Source organism: Cetobacterium somerae ATCC BAA-474 (assembly GCF_000479045.1).
Taxonomy (GTDB): domain Bacteria; phylum Fusobacteriota; class Fusobacteriia; order Fusobacteriales; family Fusobacteriaceae; genus Cetobacterium_A; species Cetobacterium_A somerae.
Genome location: NZ_KI518195.1, coordinates 1 through 18,886 on the forward strand (window position 1 = coordinate 1; position 18,886 = coordinate 18,886).

Genomic DNA, 18,886 nt, shown 5'->3' on the forward strand with positions numbered 1-18,886 from the left:
TATTTTATAAAATCAAGCTTTATAATTTTTAATTTATTTTTATAGGTTATTTTTATATGTAGAGTTTCTAAAAACGAGTTTTAATATCAAATTACAAATTATAAAAAATAATAATTTTTTTAAATTTTTAGTTGTTCAACTAATTAAAGTTGTGATATAATAAGTAGCAAATATTTTAATTCTTATTTTTCAGGAGGGTATACAAAAATGGTTGATTTCAAAAAAATTGATTTAATGATAGATTACATCGAAGAGGGAACTATTCCAGAAGGTAAGAGTTTCAATGAATTTGCAATAGACTTTTATCTTGAAACAAAAACTTTAACTTTATCAAAATACTTAAGATTAAAGGATAGAAGTTCAAAGTTACCTAAAATTATGAATACTAAAAAAGCTGGGGAGGTTCTTTTTGAAACTGAAAAAAATGATGAAATGAAATCATTTCTATCTAGAAAAGGATTTAAGACTCTTCCAGAACTTAACTATACAGCAGTAATGCTTCTTAGAAAAGTAGACCTTTTTGCAAACTGGCAAAAACTTGTTTTCTTTTTCGAAGGAGGAAGAACAATACAAGAGATTAACAGTTCACTAAAAAAAGAGTTACTACCTATGGAAGTTGAGAAATTAGAAAGATTTATAAAAGAGGAGCTTCGTCTAAATGACCAAGAACTTAACTGGTTTTTAGGAAAGATGGAAAAAGTCGAAAAAGATAAAGCTTTATATAGAGCTATAAGAAAACTTACTAAATAGGGAGAACAAAATTATGAAAAAATTATTATGTGGATTTTTATTACTTTCATCTTTAGCTTTTGCATCAGATGTTTCTAAAAAAGAAGCAAACGCATTAAAAGATAGATTAAAGATGTATACTACTGGATATCAAAAAAGAGCTTTTTCTATGAAAAATCACTTAGGAAAAAGAGAGATTGTTATAGACTCTAAATTAAGAGACTTACCTCAAACTTCAAGAACTGCTTTTGGTGATAATCAATACAATAGATCTGGTGATTGGGAAATGAATAGAGAGAAGAGAGGAATTCAATACTTCTCAGTTCCTGGAACAACTAGAAGAAAAGCTGTACAAAAAATAGATGGAAAATATGTTGTGTTCTTCTACAATGCTATTGGTAAAAATGATAACATGGTTGAAGATACATTAGAAGATGTAAAAAAGGCATTAGAGAGAAACTAATCTCTATAAATCATATATATAAAAAGACACAGAATTTTCTGTGTCTTTATTTTTTAATCTATTAAACTTCTAAGTAGTTCAATCTCTTCTTTCCAAATAGTTTCATCTATTGTTTCCATAACTATTGGAATATTTCTAAATCTATCATCATTCATAAATCTTTTAAAGAAGTCCATACCAAGAGTTCCCTCTCCTATACTGTGATGTCTATCTTTTTTACTTCCTACTCCAAACATAGAGTCATTTAAGTGTATTCCTTTTAGATATTTAAATCCAACAATGTTTTCAAAGGCATCCATAGTTGCATTATATTCCTCCTCTGTTGAAAGAGCATATCCTGCTGCTACTGTATGACATGTATCTAAACAAACACCTATTCTAGTTTTATCTTTAATAAGATTTATTATATCTCTTATATGCTCAAACTTATAACCCATATTTGATCCTTGTCCTGCTGTATTTTCTAAAACAACTATAACATTTGGAACAGCTTTATGTGCTTTATTTATTGAATCAGCTATAAGTTTTACACACTCATCTTCACTTATCTCTTTTAAATGACTTCCTGGATGAGTATTTAGATATATAAGTCCCAATTGATTTACTCTTTGCATCTCATCTAAAAAAGCATTTAGTGATTTCTCTCTTTTCTCCTCATCAGGACTTCCTAAGTTTATAAGATATCCATCATGTGGTAAAATCTGCTCTGGAGTAAACTTATATCTTCTCATAGCATCTTTAAATTCTAAAATTTCATCCTCTGTATATGGTTTGGCATCCCATCTTCTCTGGTTTTTAACAAACATTCCAAATCCATTTGCATCTATAGCCATTGCATTTTTAAAAGCATTAGCTACTCCACCTTGTATAGATACATGGGCACCTAAATATGTATTTTTAATTTTTTCCTCTCTTGTCATATATACACCTCTATCTAAATTGATTGTTATTTTACTATTCGTATATAGTATAACATAATCTATACTTTTTGAATAGACAATGTAATTAAAATACTTTCTTGAAATAGATTGAAATACTTAGGATATCGTTATAAAATAAGGTATCAAAACATTTAGGAGGAGCTATGATTAAAATACTTTCTTGTATAAAAGAAAAAGATAATTGGGTTATTGAAGTAGAGTCACATAATCTATATATAGATGGTAAAGGTGGACAAATAGGAGATCAAGGTTATATAGGGGATACAAAATTTTTAACTGTTATAGATGATAAAAAAATTATAGTTGAAAATGAAATTACTTCAGGTGAATATACATATACTGTAGATACTAATAGAGTTTTTGATATAGGAGTGCAACATACAGCTCAACATCTTTTTTCTGCTATAGCATATAATGACTATGGACTAAATACTGTTGGGTTTAGAATGACTGAAACTTATACAACAGTGGATTTAGATTCTAAAGATTTAGATGAAAACTTTGTAGATGAATTAGAAAGAAAAATTAATAGTGCTATAGGAGAGGGAAGAGCTATTTTAGAAAAAATAGTTACTAGAGATGAAGCTAACTCTATTGATACATTTAGAAAAAAAATAAGTGATAAAGTTACTGGTGATGTTAGAATTATAACTATAGATAATATGGATACAAGTGCTTGTGCTGGATACCATGTATCTGACATATCAGAGATTAGAGTATTTAAAATTATAAGTTTTGAGAAAATCAAAGGAAATTACACTAGATTTTATTTTTTAAGTGGAGAGAGAGCTATCGAAGATTTTGTTAAGAAAAATAAAACTATTAAAGAACTAGATAGAATATTTAGTTGTAGAGATAACGAGATAATTTCTATGGTAGAAAAATTTAATAACGAAAAGAAAGAAGTTGAAAGTAGATTTAAAGAGTTAAATTTAAAATATTGTAATTTCTTATCTAAAGACCTATTAAGTTCAGCTATTGAAAAGGATGATAGAAAATATATAGTATATAAAGATGATAAGGATACAATAACAAACTTAAATAAAATTATACCAGGTGATTATATTTTTATAGGTATTTGGGAAGATGCAGGAGTGATATCTAGTAAAACTATTGATTGTGGTGAACTATTAAAGGAGTTCTCTAAAGTACTAAACATAAAAGGTGGAGGAAAAGGAGAGAGAGCTAACTTTAAAGGAGAGGTTTCAGTAGCGGAGATTACAAATATATTGTAAAAGTCTGAAATATCTGTTATAATGGAAATTAGGTATTTATTAGTAACAATGGAGGAAATATGTCAAATAAAATAAATTTACTTAATTTAAACGAACAAGAGCTTACAGACTTTATAGTTTCTTTAGGAATGAAGAAATTTTACGGAAAACAAATCTTTACATGGTTAAACCAAAAAATAGTAAGAGATATTAACGATATGACAAACATATCATTAAAGGATAGAGAATTACTTTCTGAGAAAGCTTACATCCCTTTCTTAAACCTATTAAAACACCAAGTTTCTAAAATAGATAAAACTGAAAAGTTTTTATTTAAATTAGAAGATGGAAATACAATTGAAAGTGTTATCTTAAGACACAAAGATAGAACAACTCTTTGCATCTCATCTCAAGTTGGGTGTGCTGTTAAGTGTGGATTCTGTGCTACAGGTCTTGGTGGATTTACAAGAAACTTAGATGTACACGAAATTACAAACCAGTTCTATACAATTGAAAGAAGATTATTAAAGCAAGGATTACAAATTAATAACATTGTATTTATGGGTATGGGAGAACCTATGCTTAACATTGATAATGTTATAAAGGCTATTGATATCTTATCAAGTGAAAAAGGAGTAAACGTTTCTAAGAGAAGAATCACAATTTCAACTTCTGGAATTATTCCTGGAATTGAGAAGTTATTAGAAGAGAGAATCCCAGTAGAATTAGCTATATCTTTACACAGTGCTATTGATGAAAAGAGAAGCGAGTTAATGCCAATTAATACAAAATATCCATTAGAGGATTTATTCCCAATATTACAAGAGTATCAAAGACAAACTAAGAGAAGAATCACTTTTGAGTATATCTTAATCAATGACTTCAACGTTTCTGATAACGATATCGCTTACTTAGCTGATTTTGTTCACAACTTTGATCATATATTAAACCTTATTCCATGTAATCCAGTAGATGGAAAAGATTACCAAAGACCTTCTCAAAAGAAAATTGATAAAATCTTCAATTACTTAAAAGATTTTAGAAAAGTAAACGTAACTGTTAGAGGAGAAAAGGGAACTGATATAGACGGTGCTTGTGGACAATTAAGACAAAAAAATCTAAAATAATTAAAATGGAGATATTTTATGAAATGGAAAATTCTTAAGTATGTTGCCATATTTATTGTATCTTTAGGTATTGTTGGAGGGATTGGAGCAAGTCTTTTAGTAAATAAATACTATAAAGAACTACCAAATGTTTCAGAGCTAGTTGAGAATTATAGTCCTCCTATTCCTACTACAATTTATGATAGAAATGGACAAGTAATTGATGTTATTTCAAAAGAAACAAGAGAACCTGTGGATATAGAACATATACCACAAAATTTACAAAATGCTTTTATAGCCATAGAGGATAGACAGTTTTTAACACACTATGGAATCGATCCATTTAGAATTTTAGGTTCTGCTATAGTTAACTTAAAATCTGGAAGAGCAGCTCAGGGTGGAAGTACAATAACTCAGCAATTAGCTAGAAATGCTTTTCTGTCTCATGAAAAAAAGTTCTCTAGAAAAATAAAAGAGATTATAATCACATTTGAAATTGAAAGAAAATATACAAAAGATGAAATAATGGAGAAGTATCTAAATGAAATCTACTTTGGTTCTGGAGCTTACGGTGTAAAAACTGCAGCTTATAACTTCTTTAGAAAAGATGTTAATAATGTTAACTTAGCTGAGTCAGCTCTTTTAGCAGGAATTCCAAATAGACCAAATATGTATAATCCAAGAACTAATCTTGAAAGATCTTTAGTTAGACAAAGATTAATATTAAAACAGATGCTTAAATTTGGTTTAATAACTGAAGCTGAATATAATGAAGCTTTAAATCATAAATTTGTCAATGAATCAAAAGCTTCGTCAAATGATTTTAAGGATAAGAACACTACAGTAGTTTACGGTGCTCTTGATAAAAAGATAGAGTTTAATGCTCCTGACTTTACAGATTTAGTTGAGAAGTTCCTATTTGAAAACTTTGAAGAAAAACAGATTTATAATGATGGACTTACAGTTCAAACTACTTTAGATTTAAATATTCAAAAAGTTGCTAAGGATAAATTTGAAAACTATCCACGTTTAAAAAATGATAAAAAACTTCAAGGTGCTATGGTAACAATTGATGCTAAAAATGGAGAAGTTATAAGTATTATAGGTGGTAAGAACTTTAAAACTGGTAACTTCAATAGAGCTGTTCAAGCTAAACGTCAAGTTGGATCATCTTTTAAACCTTTTATCTACTATACAGCTTTAGAAAAAGGTTTTGAAGAAAACTTAGTTGTAGAAGATTCGAGAATTGTATTTGGTACTTGGGCTCCTAGAAACTTTGGAGAGAGATATTATAACGGTATGACATTGATGCAAGGTTTTGATAAATCTCAAAATATTGTTTCTATAAAACTTTTAAATAAAGTTGGAATTCCAGCTCTTATGGATACTATGAAGAAAATTGATGCTGGATTTATTGTTCCAAACAATTTAACAGCAGCTTTAGGAACAACTGAAGGAACTCCATTACAAGTGGCTCAATCATATGCAGTTTTTGCTAATGGTGGATATTCAATAAAACCATTCTTTGTTATGAAGGTAACTGATAAGTTTGGAAATACACTATACGAAGCAAAACCTCAAATAGAACAAAAATTTGAAAGTGCTGATATTGCTCTTATGACTAATATGATGAAAAACTCTGTTAAGCAGGGAACAAGTAAAAGTGCTCAAGTAAAAATAAATAATGTTCCTATTGAGCAGGGAGGAAAAACTGGTACTACTAATAACTCTAGAACAGTTTGGTATTCAGGGATGACTCCAGATTATGTTACAACAATATATGTTGGATATGACAATAACGATCCTTTATATAAAGCAACAGGAGGGGGAGTAGCAGCACCTCTTTGGAAAAATTTCTACCAAGAGATTATAGAAAAAGGTTACTACACTCCAACTACATTTACATTCTTAGATAACCATGTTAAAAATGGAGATTTAACTTATCAAGAGTTAGATCCTATATCTGGATTATTAAATGGTAGTCCTTCTGATAAAACTTTCTTATTAAGAAGAGGAAGAATTGCAGTGGAAAAAGATAGTAAGTATACAAATGGTATTGCAGGTGTTCTTGGATACTATGTTCCTACTCAAGAGACAACTTCAAAAAATGAAGCTATGTCTTCTGAAGAAGTAACTGGTCCAGCTGCACAACAAGTTACTCAACCAGTGCAACAGCAAAATCAACAAAAACCTCAGCAACAAAAGAAAGAGGAGAAAAAAGGATTCTTCCAAAGATTATTCAATTTCTAAATATACAAAAGGAGAGAGAAGTTAATTCTTCTCTCTCCTTTCTATTTTATATAATCTTTTTATAAGAATATCTCTTGAAGTTTCTTTGCCACTCCATTTTCTGCATTTGTCTTTATTACTTCATTTTCAGGTAATAAAGCCTTTAGTCTTGGACTTCCATTTCCCATGATAAATCCTTTTCCTACAGATGATAGCATTTCAAGGTCATTTAATCCATCTCCAAAAGCGATTGTTTCTTTAAGATCAATCCCTTCAGCTTTTAAAACTTCCTCTATTGCACTAGCTTTAGAAACTCCCTCTCTCATAACCTCTAAACAAGATCCAAGTGAAAGAGTGATATTTAATCCCTCGTGGAATTGTTTTCTTAATTTTTTCTCTAACTCAGAGATATGCTCTTCATCATCACATATAAAGAAAAATTTTGTAATTTCTTTTCCTACTAAAGATTGGAAAGGAGCTATTACATGATGAAATCCAGACTCTTTGTGGAAAACTAATGCTTCCTCTAAAGGCTTTTCAGCATACCACTCTTCATCTAAATAAACATTTTTATGTAAGTTCTCATTATAGTTATAGTTTAATAACTCCTTAGATAAGTGAGCTGGAATATTGTGAGATATAATCTCTTTGTTATTATAGTCATGCACCTTAGCACCGTTTGAAGTAATTAAGAAACTATCTAGCTCTAACATATCTTTAAATGTTATTGCATCATTGTGATGTCTTCCAGTAGCTATTATAAACTTCACTCCAGAATTTACAACTTTTCTTATAGTCTCTTTTGTTTCTTCAGATATAGTGTGATGCTCATTTAATAGTGTTCCATCTAAGTCACATATAATTGCTTTGTATTTCATTTGTTCTCCTTAAAATTTTTAGAAGTAGTACTTTGCTCCTACTCCTACTAAATATAAAACTCCATCGTCTACAATAGGTGAGTCTGAAATTTCACTACTGAATTTCTCAACACCTAAAAATGCCATAAGAGCTACGTTGTCAGTTAATCTATAGTCAGCTGTTAAGTTAAGCCCCATTGAATAAGCTGCATCCGCTTTATAAGCTCTATCAATTTTGCTATTTCTTCTAGCTTCATCTGAAGTTACACCAAAGTAGTAATCAGTATAATCTCCTGAGTATCCTTTAACGTGAATAGAAGGAACTATTGTAAGTTTGTCATCTACTTTATAAGCTTTAAACGCACTTATCTTTCCCTCTCCTCCATGTTCTCCAACTTGAGCAGAAAGCCCAGTTTTAACTCCGTAGAATCCAGTATCAGCATCTAATCTAATTCCAAACATCGCTTGGAACTTTCTGTCATCAATATTGTCGTATCCTCTTGCTAAGTCAGCACCATCTACAGCAAATCCAGCTAATGGATCAACAAATAGTGACGCAGCAAAAGCATCATCTTTATAAAATTGGAATCCTACAGTTGCACCCTTAACATATAAATCATAGTAGTTAATATCTAATAGTGGCATTGGATATGCTTTATCTTCTGCACCTTTATAGATACTGTCAGAAACTCCTACTCCAGCTCCAATTCCAAATTTGTTTTCAGCTAATGCTGTAGCAGAAAGTGTTAATGCTAATAACCCCATTAATATTTTCTTCATATTAATCCTCCCTAAGTTACTTTTTCCCATAACTTTTTTCTTCTCTTTTTACTTTTATAAAGTTGTATTTCCCAGATACTTTTCTTTTAAAATTAAAAAGATTATTTGTTGGAAATATTCCAATTCTTCTAATTTCAAATAAATCATCAGAAAAAACTATACTACCTGAATCAGTAGCTACTGCAAATTTATAACCAGCTTCTTGAGGTATTCTTTTTACCTCTTCATTTAAACTACCGTAAGGATATGCAAAAGACAACAGCTCTTTTCCTATTATTTTTTCAATATTAGATTTCGAGTTAATTATCTCAGACTTTACCTGTTCAGTTGATAGTTCAGCTAGTCTTGGGTGAGTAGATGTATGTCCACCAAACTCTATTCCATAGTTTTGCATCTCTAGAAGTTCCTCTTGATTCATTAAAGTAAATCTTTTTTCAGGATTTCCAGGATTATCTACATCCCATTTATTATACTCTATCCCATCGAGTACATATATAATACCTTTAAACTGATATTTTTTCAAGATAGGAAAAGCATTTTCATAGTTATCTTTATATCCATCATCAAACGTAAGCATAATCCATTTCTTATCTTTATCAAATCTTTGTTTATACCTATTATTTAGCAACTCTTTAAAAGTTACAGTTTCGTATCCTTTCTTTTTAAGATATTTCATCTGCTCTTCAAACTGCTCAACAGTTACATAAGTACCATGAACGCCTTTTTCACTTTCGTTTTTTATAACTCTGTGATACATGATAACAGGCATTTCATATTTTTTCTTTTTTACAATCTCTCTTTGATAAACTTTCTCAATATTTTCAACTATAGACTCTATTGAAAACTCCTCTATAACTCTTTCTCTTAAAGTTTTCAAATCATCTTTATTTATATTGAAACCTTTATCGATTTCTGGAATCACATCTGTCCATCTAAATGTTGGAGCATGATTTAAAGAGATATCGCCAAAGTTAGATTTTAAAGCTGTGTTTAATCTATCTAAAGTTACTATTCCTACAGACTCAGCTTCTCCTATTGCTAAAACTGGAACCTCACAAAGGATGGCTTCAACAGCAACTCTTCCAGCTCCTATAACAATAGAAGACTCTCTTATTTTTTCAGAAACATTATTTACATATCCTAAAAATTCAACATTTCCTGTAAACTTTTTAAATCTTGCTGGAACCTCTTTTCCTCCAATAACTTGAATCTTAAAATCTTTTCTTCTATGAAGAATATCGAGTAAGTTATAAGTTACATCTCCTTTAGGACCAGATAATCTTCCGATTATTGATATAACCTTCTGATTCTTTTCAATATCAGTAAAAGTGCTCTTTTGATACTCTTTTGTATTAATCATATTTCTAAGAACAGTTATATTTTCAGGTTTAACTTTTAGATCATTAACAATATGATCTCTTATATTTTCACAAACACTTAAAGAGTAATCTCCAAATGCTTTAACTAATTTTCTGCTCAAGTGCACAGGTTGTCTCCCGTGTATTGTTGTAATCAGGGGAATCTTTGCTATTCTACAAGCTATTGCACAACTCCAAGATGATGCTCTTGAATGAGCATGTACAACTTGGATATCTTTTTCTTTTATAATCTTAAGAAGTTTTCTAACTTGACTAACTCTATCTTTAAGTTTTCTTTTATTAAACTCTATTTTTTCATATTGTGCGTTTGTAGGTTTAGTTAAAGTATCTGAAACTATATAAACTTTGTTCCCTCTCCTAATAAGTTCATCACTTAGAACCGTTCCGTACACCTCAGCACCAGTTACTTCTAACTGTGAAAGTGCCATAAGTATATTCATTATTAAATCCTCCTACTACTTTAAATTTTCTGGATTCAATACTTCTAACTCTTCAATTACAAAGATACCATCTTTTCTAATTAAAACATCATCAAACCAAATCTCTCCACCACCAAAGTCTGGTCTTTGAATTAGAACTAAATCCCAATGTATAGCTGATTTATTTCCATTGTCAGCTAATTTATATGCTTGTCCTGGAGTAAAGTGAATACTTCCAGCAATTTTTTCATCAAATAGTGTATCTTTCATAGGTTTTAAAATATATGGATTTACACCTATTGCAAATTCACCAATGTGTCTTGCTCCATCATCTGTATTTAAAATTTCATTTAATCTCTCTGTATTGTTAGAAGTAGCTTCTACAATTTTTCCATTCTCAAATCTGAAACAAACATTTTCAAAAGTTGTTCCTTGATAAACAGATGGTGTATTGTATGATATAACTCCATTTATAGAGTCTCTCACTGGAGCTGAGTAAACCTCTCCATCTGGAATATTTCTAAGTCCACAACATTTTACTGATGGTATATCTTTTATAGAGAATGTTAAATCTGTTCCAGGTCCAACAATTCTAACTTTATCTGTTCTATCTAAAAGTGCTGTTAATGAATCCATAGCTCTACTCATCTTTGAATAGTCTAAGTTACAAACGTTATAATAGAAATCTTCAAAAGATTCTAAAGATGTATTTGCAAGTTGAGCCATAGAGTTATTTGGATATCTTAGTACAACCCATTTTGTGTTATTAACTCTTTCTGATAAATGAACTGGCTTCATAAAGTAATCTGTATATATTTTCATTTTAGCTGAATCTATATCAGATAGTTCTGATGCATTTTCAGAACCTCTAATAGCAATATAAGCATCCATGTCTTTCATTCTTTCTAATTCATATTTTGCCATTAACTCTGCTTGTGTTTGATCCATACCTTTTAAAAGTTCTCTTGTAACACTTTGATCTTTTATTGTTACAAAAGGATGTCCTCCAGCAGCATAAACCTCTTTTACTAAAGCCTTAACTAAATTCTTAGAATCCTCACCAATAGACTCAATTAAAACTTTTTCTCCTTTTTCTACTCTACACGAGTAAGTAACTAAATTTTTTGCTAGTATTTCAATTCTTTGATCCACGGTAACCTCCATTTAATCACATATTATATTCTATAATTATACAATGAAAAGCTATAAATATATAGTTAATTTTTTATAAATCCTCTTTTAAGTAAAAAAAAAGATGTTATAATAACTATTATATGGAGGTGATTTAATGAAATTGTTTTTTTCCCCAAGTAAAGGAATGCAATATAAAACTTTTAAATATTCTGAGGAAAGTGGTATTATAGATATTCCATTTAAAGAGAAGACAGATTTTTTAATATCAGTTTTAAAAAATTTTTCTCAAGAGGAGATTTCAACTAAATTAAAAATAAAAGGTAAAATATTAGATGATGTTTTAAACATATATAGTAATTTTTATAATCAAGAGGAGAGAGAGGCAATATCTCTTTATGATGGTGTTAGTTATAAGCAACTGGATTTGGAAAAATTTTCTAGAGAAAGCTATAAATATATGAGAGATAATGTTTTTATTTTTTCAGCTTTGTATGGAGTATTAAATGCTTGCACTCCAATAAGACCATATCGTTTAGATATGACAAATAAAATACTTGAAATATCTCCATATGATTTTTGGAGAGAGGATATAGAAAAGTATTTACTACAGTTTAAAGATGAAACTTTTATAAATATTGCATCAAATGAATTTTCTAAAATTTTAAATAGAAAAGTTTTTAATGTGATAGATATTGAGTTTAGACAATGTGATGGAGATAAAATAAAAAATATTAGTACAGAAGCTAAAAAAGCTAGAGGAGCTTTACTTAATTATCTTATTGAAAATAAAATAGCATGCGTAGAAGAGATTAAAAATTTTAATAACCTTGGTTATACATTCTCTTTAGAACTGTCTTCTGAAAAAACTATTTTCTTCATAAAAAAATAGGTTAGATTTTTCTAACCTATTTTTTATCTATTAAATCAGCTACTATTTTGGCTGAACCGTAAATAGTTGGAAGTCCACTTCCTGGGTGAGTACCACCACCTACTAAAAATAGATTTTTATATCCTTCCAATTCATTATGCGGTCTAAACCACAACATCTGCATTATATTATGCGACAAATTAAAAACAGCACCTTTATACACATCATACTCTATTTCCCAATCATTAGGTGTTATTATCTTTAACTCCTCAATGTGATCTCTTATTCCTTTAAACTCTCCTATTTTCTCTAATTTATCTAATAGCAATTGAGTAAAATCATCCTTTTCTAATTCCCAATCTATTTTAGAACTATTATTAGCTACAGGAACTAAAACATAAACTGAAGATTTTCCGTTAGGTGCTAGTGTTGAATCTGTAACTGAGGGATTTTGAACATAGAAAGAAAAATCTCCACCAACAGATTTATTTTCAGATATTTTTTTAACATTTTTTTTATAATCTTTTGCAAAAATTATGTTGTGGTGAGGAATGTTTTTGTATATTTTATCTACTCCTATATATAGCATAAACGTTGAACATGAATATTTTTTCTTTTCTAAATTTTTATTAGAATATTTATTTCTTAGGTCTTCTGGAATTAACTTTTTCATTGCTGTTGAAAAATCAGCATTTATTATTACAGAATCACTCTCGATTATATTACCATTATCTAATTTAACACCAATAGCTTTTTTATCTTTAAATAAAATCTCTTTAACTGGAGTATCTAAAAATATTTCGCCTCCTTTTTTTATAATAAGTTCACTTATTACTTTAGAAACTCTATTTAATCCACCTTCAACATGAAAAACTCCATATTTATGTTCAAGATATGAAATCATAGAAAAAGTTCCAGGAGCAACCCACGGAGACATACCAATATATTTAGCTTGAAAAGTAAAAGATAATTTTAACTCCTCTTCTTTATAATAGTTCCCCAAAACATCATATATTGATTTATGAGCATCTAAATACGGAAGAGCTTTTAAAAAATTAGGTTTTAAATAATCAACTAAAGAAAGGTAGGGGACTTTTAAACAAGGCTCTAATTTTGAAAATTTTTTAGCTTCTCTATTCATATATTCATCATAAGCTTTTGAACTGTAGGGAAATATTTTCTCCATCTCTCCATACATAAGAAATTTTTTATTGTATGAATATGGATTAAAATCATCTAGTCCATAGAATTTTAATCTATACATTGGATTTATTTCAATTAGATTCACCTGTTCATCTAATCTTTCTCCAGCCTCAATAAATATATCCTCTAAAACTTGTGGCATTAGAAAAAATGTTGGACCTAAATCAAATTTATAATCTCCTAAATTAAAGGATGAATTCCTTCCTCCTACATAAGTTTTTTTTTCATAAATTTTAACAGAGTATCCTTTACTAGATAAAAGTAATCCTGCTGCTAATCCTCCTGGACCAGCTCCTACTATTATAATTTTTTTCTTTTCCATTCCCTCACCTCCCATTACGCATTTTTCCTTATATAAATGTATACTCAAGAAATACAACTTTCTTTTTTAAAAAAGTTTTTTTTATGATATAATTTTTTTAACTATTTAGGTAATTAGAGGAGGTTTATAAACGTGTTTGTTGAAGAGAGAAAACAAAGCATTTTAAATATATTAAAACAAAAAGAAAAAGTTTCTGTTAATGAATTAAGCAATCTTTTTTCTGTGAGTAAAGTTATTATTAGAAAAGATCTTTGTCAAATGGAAGAGGAAAATCTTTTAACAAGAACTCATGGCGGAGCGATTTTAAAAAGAAAAATTGTGGATAAAATTATTTTAAAAGATATTGCCAAAGAGGATTTAGAAGAAAAAACAGCATTGGCAGAAAAAGTTGTTTCGCTTATCCAAGATGGCGATATAATTTTTTTAGATGATTCAACTGTAACAATAATTGTTGCAGCGCTTTTGCAAAAAAGAAAAATAAAGATTTCTGTTATAAGTAACATGTTAGAGATACAAAAGATTTTATCCGAGAATAAAGGCATTGAGATTATATCTTTAGGTGGGATATACGATGCGAGAACAGATTCTTTCGTAGGTGAAATGGCTAGAGAGAATTTAGAACTCTTTAATCCAAACAAAGTTTTTATTGGAATTGGTGGAATTAATGTAGATAAAATGCAATTAAGTACTTGTACTATAGATGAGGGAAAATTTAAAAGTACTGCACTTAAAGTTGCTCAAGAAAGTTTTATAATAACACAAAGTAAAAAATTCTATCAAGACTCGATATTTAATTTCTCTAAAATTAAAGAAGGGATGACAATCATTACAGATCATAATATCTCTGAAGATTTTGAAAAAAAACTTATAGAAAACAATATTAAAATAATAAAATGAAAAAAAACGAAAGTTGTCTTTCGTTTTTTTTATTGATTTTTTATTGACAAACTGGGTTTTTCGTAATAAAATACAACCATAAAACAACTTATCGAAATAAAACGAAATATGGTGGTGATTAAATTGAAACGAAAAATAAGTTTAATGAATGGAAATGGAGAGAGAATAACATTTGAAATTGGTGGTCTTTTTAGTTTTTTTCAAATTTTAAAAATAAAAAAACTGCTTCAAAGTAATGAGTACTCTTTAGCAACAGAAGAGGATGCTAAAATAGCATTGGAATTAAAATTATACAACTAAAAAATCCCCTCTCTTAATTAGTTATTACTCTCTAATTAGGAGGGGGATTTTATATATTAATCTTCTTTTGGAGGTTCTACGTCATCCTTTTCTTCATTTTTTTTACAACAATTTAATTTTTGAAGTTTCTCTTTTGCTAAGTCCTTTCCACCGATTCCGAAAGCTATTGCAAAGGCTACTGCTAAAGCTCCAACAGTAAATCCAAATGCTAGATTTATAATCTCATTAGCAATTCCCATCTGTCTTAGTCCCATAGCTCCAACAAAAACTATTATCGCTATTTTTGCAATACTAGCTATTTGATCTTTATTTACTAAAGATGTATTTTTAATTATTTTAGCTGCATAGTTTGCTATTACAATTCCAATTGCTATAACTATAACACCTAATAAAATATCTCCTAATAAAACTGTCAGTCTTAAACTTAAATCTTGTAATGATCCAAAATTTAAAATCTCTATTGATTGAATTATTGCAAAATATATTATTAAAATTTTTGAGAATTTTCCAACTAATTTAGAATAATTATTTTCAATAGTTTTTAATCCAGCTTTTTCAAGATATGAATCAAACTTTAAACCAATTAGTAAATTTGTTATTATGTTTTCAATGATTCTTCCAAAATACATTGCAACAACTAAAACTAATGCTACACCTACTAAATTTGGAACATAGTTAAATAAAATATTTAACATACTTATTACTGGTGATATAATTATATCTAACTCTAAATAATTTAAAGATGCTGAGAATACAGGGATTAATACTAATACATAAACTATATTTGCTATAACACTTGAAAGTTTTCCTTCAAATAAAACTCTTCCATCTATACTTAATTTTTCATCAAGTTTAAAAGAATCTAAAACTCCTTTTAAAATATCTCTTAATTTAGATGCTATAAACCAACCTACAACTAGAACTAATGCAGCTGCAACTAAACTAGGAACATAATTTAAGAATTTAGTTAGCATGTCAGTAATTGGAATAAGTATTTTATCTAATTTCAATGCTGCTAAAACACCTGGTAAAATAAGAATAAATATTACCAGTGAAATAATTTCACTAAATATTTTTGATAAAGATATTCCATTTTCATTAGAATGTATCTTTTCATCAACTTTCATCTTTCTAAAGAATATTTCCGAGAACTTTTGAGAAAGTTTTGCTAAAATAATTGCAACTATTAGAAGTACTATTCCTCCTAATACATTAGGAATATATGAGAAGATTGGATCTAAAAGATTTAAAATTGGATTTACTAATCTACTAAATCCTAATTTTTCCATTATTATACCTATTATAAAAATTACAAAGATATAGTAGATAAATTTAAGAAGTATCTTTATTGCAGATGTGCTTGTTCCACCCTCTTTTCCAGTAATTTCATGCTCTAAGTTAGAAAAAAGTTTAGTTTTAGTTAAAACATGTTCTAACTTACTCACTACAACTGATGCTAGAGCTAACCCCACTAATAGTATAATGATTGATGCAATGATGTTAAGTGTTACGTTGTTGAGAATTAAAAGCTTAATCTCTTCCATTTTTTACCATCCTCCTATTTCTTCTAATTTATTTATAATCAGGCAAATTATAAATATTGCTATAAAAATTGTTATTGATAAAACCATATTCATCACTCCCTAATTAATTTTTATTTATAGCCTTTTTTACTATTATTTTTCAACTTTTCTTTTTTTAATATTTACTTTTTTATGTTTTTTGTGGTATTACTAATAATGCAAGGAGGTGGATAGATTGAATTGTAAATTTATTAAAAAAATGTTTTTCTTTATTTTTTTATTACTTATGATTATCGGATGTTCTAGTAACCCTTATAAATGGGAATCAACTCAAGTTGCTATTAATAATTCATATAAGTTGCAAACAGGAGATATTATTATTAAAGATAAACTAATCACTGACCCTATTTCTTGGTTAGGACATAGCTCTGTTATGATTAGTGATACTCACATTGGAGATTTCCCAATGCCTGGAAGTGATTATTATACAATTAGTGTTAGAGCTTGGCTTAATGAACCTGATCGGAAAGTTATCGTTTTAAGATATCCTCAATTTAATCAACAGTTTAAAGAGGCGTTTTTAAAAAATGTAGAAAAATATGGTCACGGTAAGTATAGAACATCTTTCTTTAAAAATAATGACACAGATTTTTATTGTTCTAAATTTGTTTGGTTTTTATTTTCAAAAACTGCTCAAGACTTAGGTTATAATTTAGACTTAGATTCTAACAACGGCCCTATTGTTTTTCCATATGATTTCTTAAATTCAAAAAATTTAAAACAAGTTATTCTTTAATCATTTTAATTTGTTGACCTCTTATTTTAAAAGGTGTATAATTATAAGAAGTTTTAATTACTAAAAGGAGAAATTAATGGATAGGCAAGTTACAATTGAATCAGTTAAATTAGTTGAGCAACTGAAAAAAATATTCCCTAAGGATGGATATCATCTTATCAGTTTACAAGAAAAGTTTTACATTTGGGAAAAACATATGGATATTTCAAAAGATAAACCTGTTGAGGAATATGATACTGGAATAAAAACAAGAGATTTATTAAACTCAAATGAAAAAAAGTTTTATGAAAATCTATATGGTAATATAAAGCCTGAAAATCTTATAAATTTTAATTTAAAACCAAAATTAATTGAAAATAGTGATGAGGTTCTTAGTAAAACTTTAATTTTAGGAGAAGATTTTATAAATCCTAAAAATCAAAGAGTTTTAAAATTTACTTTTCTGAATTTTAGAGATTATGATGTTGAAGAGTTAAAAAAGAAAAAACTTTCTGAGCAAGACTTTATTGATTCTTTAGTAAATAGTTTCTATCCAAATAGTGTTGATGAAATAGAAATAGATGAACCAGGATATTATTTTTTTGAAACTGAAAAAATTGTTATTCCAGGTATTATTATTTTAACTGCTTCTATACTTTTTATGGTTTAAAGATTTTTAAAGGATTTAAAAGATATTTTATGTATATAATTATATAAATCTATTGCGGAGGTTTTATTATGTATTATAGAGAATATTTTTTCTATCTAAAAGAAAGATTACCAGAAAAGTGCTATGAGGTGCTAAAAGAGTGTTATAAAACACAAAAAAATGATATAGAAAATAATTTTAAATTATTACACAACTCTATAGTAAAAGTTGAAACTGTAGATATTTTATTACCGATTAAAGAAACTTATTACCATATGGATTATGAAATTCTTTTAAGAGAAGAACTCATAATGAAAGATCATTCAAGAGAGAATCGTTATAAACTTGATCGTTTTGGTATATATCTTTTACACTATTTAAATGATTAAATTTAAAAATAAATGGAGGCACTATGAAAGAAGCAAAGAGCTTTGCTGATACCTTATATCTTTTAATGGAGGATTTTGAATACACTATTCCAGAACTAGAAGATGATATTTTTTCACTTTTACGTGATGATTTTCAACTTACACTAACAGAAGAGAATAAACATCTTTATTTTCTTTTAGAGAGTTCTAATTTAGATCAAAATATTAAACTGAATGTTGAAAGAGTTGAGTATGATGGAGAGGAGTTCTTTATTGTGTCATCTGTAAAGGTAGCTTAGGGAGTAGTTAAACTACTCCCTTTTTTCATATCCTAGTTCTCTTAATTTATCTATAATCTCTTTATCAGTTAAAAATTCCAAATTTAAAAGTTCTTCATAAGGATTACCATTTAAGTTTAAAAGTTTAGCAAAAGCTGGCTCTGTTTTTACTCCATCTCTTTTTAAAGCTATTATCATCTTCTTAAATTTTAAACTAGCATAATTTAAAAATCTATCCTCTATAATCATATGTCTATATCCATTTGTTTCAATAGAAAGAAGTTTTGAAGCATATATTTCTATCTCTATATTATCTATAAAAAAATTAATTAAAATTATTCCATCACTTAAAAATTTATCTGTAATTTTAAATTTTTTTAATTGAGAAAAATATTTAACAATAATATCTTTAAAATTTTCTTTATTTTCTAAATTAATTTGGCATACTATAT

Annotated in this window: 20 protein-coding genes; 12 read left to right on the forward strand and 8 right to left on the reverse strand. The window is 28.1% G+C overall.

Going from position 1 to position 18,886, the window contains the following annotated elements:
- Positions 1-207: 207 nt before the first annotated feature.
- Positions 208-750, forward strand: coding sequence for a hypothetical protein (locus HMPREF0202_RS11000; RefSeq protein ID WP_023050861.1), 543 nt, complete (start codon positions 208-210; stop codon positions 748-750).
- 13 nt (positions 751-763) lie between these two features.
- Positions 764-1,192, forward strand: a complete 429-nt coding sequence (locus HMPREF0202_RS11005; protein WP_023050862.1) for a hypothetical protein — start codon at positions 764-766, stop codon at positions 1,190-1,192.
- Between the two features lie 53 nt (positions 1,193-1,245).
- On the opposite strand, the gene nfo is transcribed toward HMPREF0202_RS11005, so the two are convergent.
- The gene (nfo, locus tag HMPREF0202_RS11010; RefSeq protein WP_023050863.1) at positions 1,246-2,112 is read right to left on the reverse strand and encodes a deoxyribonuclease IV; all 867 of its coding nucleotides are present in this window, start codon (positions 2,110-2,112) and stop codon (positions 1,246-1,248) included.
- Between the two features lie 164 nt (positions 2,113-2,276).
- Between nfo and HMPREF0202_RS11015 the strand changes: the two genes are divergently transcribed.
- From HMPREF0202_RS11015 to HMPREF0202_RS11025, 3 genes are read left to right on the forward strand one after another with little or no spacing between them, the layout of a single operon-like run.
- A complete protein-coding gene (locus HMPREF0202_RS11015; protein WP_023050864.1) occupies positions 2,277-3,368 on the forward strand; it encodes an alanyl-tRNA editing protein in 1,092 nt (363 codons plus the stop codon).
- A 59-nt stretch (positions 3,369-3,427) separates the two neighbouring features.
- Positions 3,428-4,474 carry a dual-specificity RNA methyltransferase RlmN gene (gene rlmN, locus HMPREF0202_RS11020; RefSeq protein ID WP_023050865.1) on the forward strand — a complete coding sequence of 349 codons (1,047 nt, stop codon included), beginning with the start codon at positions 3,428-3,430 and terminating at the stop codon, positions 4,472-4,474.
- An 18-nt stretch (positions 4,475-4,492) separates the two neighbouring features.
- Positions 4,493-6,703, forward strand: coding sequence for a transglycosylase domain-containing protein (locus HMPREF0202_RS11025; protein ID WP_023050866.1), 2,211 nt, complete (start codon positions 4,493-4,495; stop codon positions 6,701-6,703).
- 59 nt (positions 6,704-6,762) lie between these two features.
- Here HMPREF0202_RS11025 and HMPREF0202_RS11030 read toward each other — a convergent pair whose 3' ends face one another.
- Genes HMPREF0202_RS11030 through HMPREF0202_RS11045 form a run of 4 tightly spaced genes read right to left on the reverse strand, consistent with a single transcriptional unit; the run spans position 6,763 to position 11,269 of the window.
- A complete protein-coding gene (locus HMPREF0202_RS11030; protein WP_023050867.1) occupies positions 6,763-7,560 on the reverse strand; it encodes a Cof-type HAD-IIB family hydrolase in 798 nt (265 codons plus the stop codon).
- Positions 7,561-7,578: 18 nt separating this feature from the next.
- Positions 7,579-8,319 (reverse strand): MipA/OmpV family protein, encoded by a 741-nt coding sequence (locus HMPREF0202_RS11035; RefSeq protein ID WP_040407322.1) that lies wholly within the window; start codon positions 8,317-8,319, stop codon positions 7,579-7,581.
- 16 nt (positions 8,320-8,335) lie between these two features.
- A complete protein-coding gene (locus tag HMPREF0202_RS11040; RefSeq protein WP_023050869.1) occupies positions 8,336-10,138 on the reverse strand; it encodes a bifunctional glycosyltransferase family 4 protein/polysaccharide deacetylase in 1,803 nt (600 codons plus the stop codon).
- 15 nt (positions 10,139-10,153) lie between these two features.
- Positions 10,154-11,269, reverse strand: coding sequence for an aminopeptidase (locus tag HMPREF0202_RS11045; RefSeq protein ID WP_240218330.1), 1,116 nt, complete (start codon positions 11,267-11,269; stop codon positions 10,154-10,156).
- A 136-nt stretch (positions 11,270-11,405) separates the two neighbouring features.
- Between HMPREF0202_RS11045 and HMPREF0202_RS11050 the strand changes: the two genes are divergently transcribed.
- Complete coding sequence (locus tag HMPREF0202_RS11050; RefSeq protein ID WP_023050871.1) at positions 11,406-12,140, forward strand: YaaA family protein; 735 nt, start codon at positions 11,406-11,408, stop codon at positions 12,138-12,140.
- A gap of 16 nt (positions 12,141-12,156) precedes the next feature.
- Here the strand turns inward: HMPREF0202_RS11050 and HMPREF0202_RS11055 are convergent, their stop codons facing one another.
- Positions 12,157-13,644, reverse strand: a complete 1,488-nt coding sequence (locus tag HMPREF0202_RS11055) for a phytoene desaturase family protein (RefSeq protein WP_040407324.1) — start codon at positions 13,642-13,644, stop codon at positions 12,157-12,159.
- Positions 13,645-13,776: 132 nt separating this feature from the next.
- Between HMPREF0202_RS11055 and HMPREF0202_RS11060 the strand changes: the two genes are divergently transcribed.
- Together HMPREF0202_RS11060 and HMPREF0202_RS15130 are read left to right on the forward strand one after the other, a co-directional pair.
- The gene (locus HMPREF0202_RS11060; protein ID WP_023050873.1) at positions 13,777-14,541 is read left to right on the forward strand and encodes a DeoR/GlpR family DNA-binding transcription regulator; all 765 of its coding nucleotides are present in this window, start codon (positions 13,777-13,779) and stop codon (positions 14,539-14,541) included.
- A 123-nt stretch (positions 14,542-14,664) separates the two neighbouring features.
- The gene (locus tag HMPREF0202_RS15130; RefSeq protein ID WP_156898027.1) at positions 14,665-14,841 is read left to right on the forward strand and encodes a hypothetical protein; all 177 of its coding nucleotides are present in this window, start codon (positions 14,665-14,667) and stop codon (positions 14,839-14,841) included.
- A 56-nt stretch (positions 14,842-14,897) separates the two neighbouring features.
- Here the strand turns inward: HMPREF0202_RS15130 and HMPREF0202_RS11065 are convergent, their stop codons facing one another.
- Positions 14,898-16,385 carry a mechanosensitive ion channel gene (locus tag HMPREF0202_RS11065; protein WP_023050875.1) on the reverse strand — a complete coding sequence of 496 codons (1,488 nt, stop codon included), beginning with the start codon at positions 16,383-16,385 and terminating at the stop codon, positions 14,898-14,900.
- Positions 16,386-16,599: 214 nt separating this feature from the next.
- Here HMPREF0202_RS11065 and HMPREF0202_RS11070 point away from each other — a divergent pair, with 214 nt between their 5' ends.
- From HMPREF0202_RS11070 to HMPREF0202_RS11085, 4 genes are all read left to right on the forward strand, one after another.
- Positions 16,600-17,160 (forward strand): YiiX/YebB-like N1pC/P60 family cysteine hydrolase, encoded by a 561-nt coding sequence (locus HMPREF0202_RS11070; protein ID WP_051364164.1) that lies wholly within the window; start codon positions 16,600-16,602, stop codon positions 17,158-17,160.
- Positions 17,161-17,236: 76 nt separating this feature from the next.
- Complete coding sequence (locus HMPREF0202_RS11075; RefSeq protein WP_023050877.1) at positions 17,237-17,809, forward strand: hypothetical protein; 573 nt, start codon at positions 17,237-17,239, stop codon at positions 17,807-17,809.
- A gap of 68 nt (positions 17,810-17,877) precedes the next feature.
- Complete coding sequence (locus tag HMPREF0202_RS11080; protein WP_023050878.1) at positions 17,878-18,177, forward strand: hypothetical protein; 300 nt, start codon at positions 17,878-17,880, stop codon at positions 18,175-18,177.
- Between the two features lie 23 nt (positions 18,178-18,200).
- The gene (locus HMPREF0202_RS11085) at positions 18,201-18,455 is read left to right on the forward strand and encodes a hypothetical protein (RefSeq protein WP_023050879.1); all 255 of its coding nucleotides are present in this window, start codon (positions 18,201-18,203) and stop codon (positions 18,453-18,455) included.
- Positions 18,456-18,467: 12 nt separating this feature from the next.
- Here the strand turns inward: HMPREF0202_RS11085 and HMPREF0202_RS11090 are convergent.
- A partial coding sequence (locus HMPREF0202_RS11090; RefSeq protein WP_023050880.1) for a DUF4269 domain-containing protein occupies positions 18,468-18,886 on the reverse strand: 419 nt, incomplete at its 5' end.

What these genes read in the sequence shown, in the direction of transcription:
- HMPREF0202_RS11000 (WP_023050861.1), top strand. Translation starts at nt 208, where the DNA reads ATGGTTGATTTCAAAAAAATTGATTTAATGATAGATTACATCGAAGAG.
- HMPREF0202_RS11005 (WP_023050862.1), top strand. Translation starts at nt 764, where the DNA reads ATGAAAAAATTATTATGTGGATTTTTATTACTTTCATCTTTAGCTTTT.
- nfo (WP_023050863.1), bottom strand. Translation starts at nt 2,112, where the DNA reads ATGACAAGAGAGGAAAAAATTAAAAATACATATTTAGGTGCCCATGTA.
- HMPREF0202_RS11015 (WP_023050864.1), top strand. Translation starts at nt 2,277, where the DNA reads ATGATTAAAATACTTTCTTGTATAAAAGAAAAAGATAATTGGGTTATT.
- rlmN (WP_023050865.1), top strand. Translation starts at nt 3,428, where the DNA reads ATGTCAAATAAAATAAATTTACTTAATTTAAACGAACAAGAGCTTACA.
- HMPREF0202_RS11025 (WP_023050866.1), top strand. Translation starts at nt 4,493, where the DNA reads ATGAAATGGAAAATTCTTAAGTATGTTGCCATATTTATTGTATCTTTA.
- HMPREF0202_RS11030 (WP_023050867.1), bottom strand. Translation starts at nt 7,560, where the DNA reads ATGAAATACAAAGCAATTATATGTGACTTAGATGGAACACTATTAAAT.
- HMPREF0202_RS11035 (WP_040407322.1), bottom strand. Translation starts at nt 8,319, where the DNA reads ATGAAGAAAATATTAATGGGGTTATTAGCATTAACACTTTCTGCTACA.
- HMPREF0202_RS11040 (WP_023050869.1), bottom strand. Translation starts at nt 10,138, where the DNA reads ATGAATATACTTATGGCACTTTCACAGTTAGAAGTAACTGGTGCTGAG.
- HMPREF0202_RS11050 (WP_023050871.1), top strand. Translation starts at nt 11,406, where the DNA reads ATGAAATTGTTTTTTTCCCCAAGTAAAGGAATGCAATATAAAACTTTT.
- HMPREF0202_RS11055 (WP_040407324.1), bottom strand. Translation starts at nt 13,644, where the DNA reads ATGGAAAAGAAAAAAATTATAATAGTAGGAGCTGGTCCAGGAGGATTA.
- HMPREF0202_RS11065 (WP_023050875.1), bottom strand. Translation starts at nt 16,385, where the DNA reads ATGGAAGAGATTAAGCTTTTAATTCTCAACAACGTAACACTTAACATC.
- HMPREF0202_RS11075 (WP_023050877.1), top strand. Translation starts at nt 17,237, where the DNA reads ATGGATAGGCAAGTTACAATTGAATCAGTTAAATTAGTTGAGCAACTG.
- HMPREF0202_RS11080 (WP_023050878.1), top strand. Translation starts at nt 17,878, where the DNA reads ATGTATTATAGAGAATATTTTTTCTATCTAAAAGAAAGATTACCAGAA.
- HMPREF0202_RS11085 (WP_023050879.1), top strand. Translation starts at nt 18,201, where the DNA reads ATGAAAGAAGCAAAGAGCTTTGCTGATACCTTATATCTTTTAATGGAG.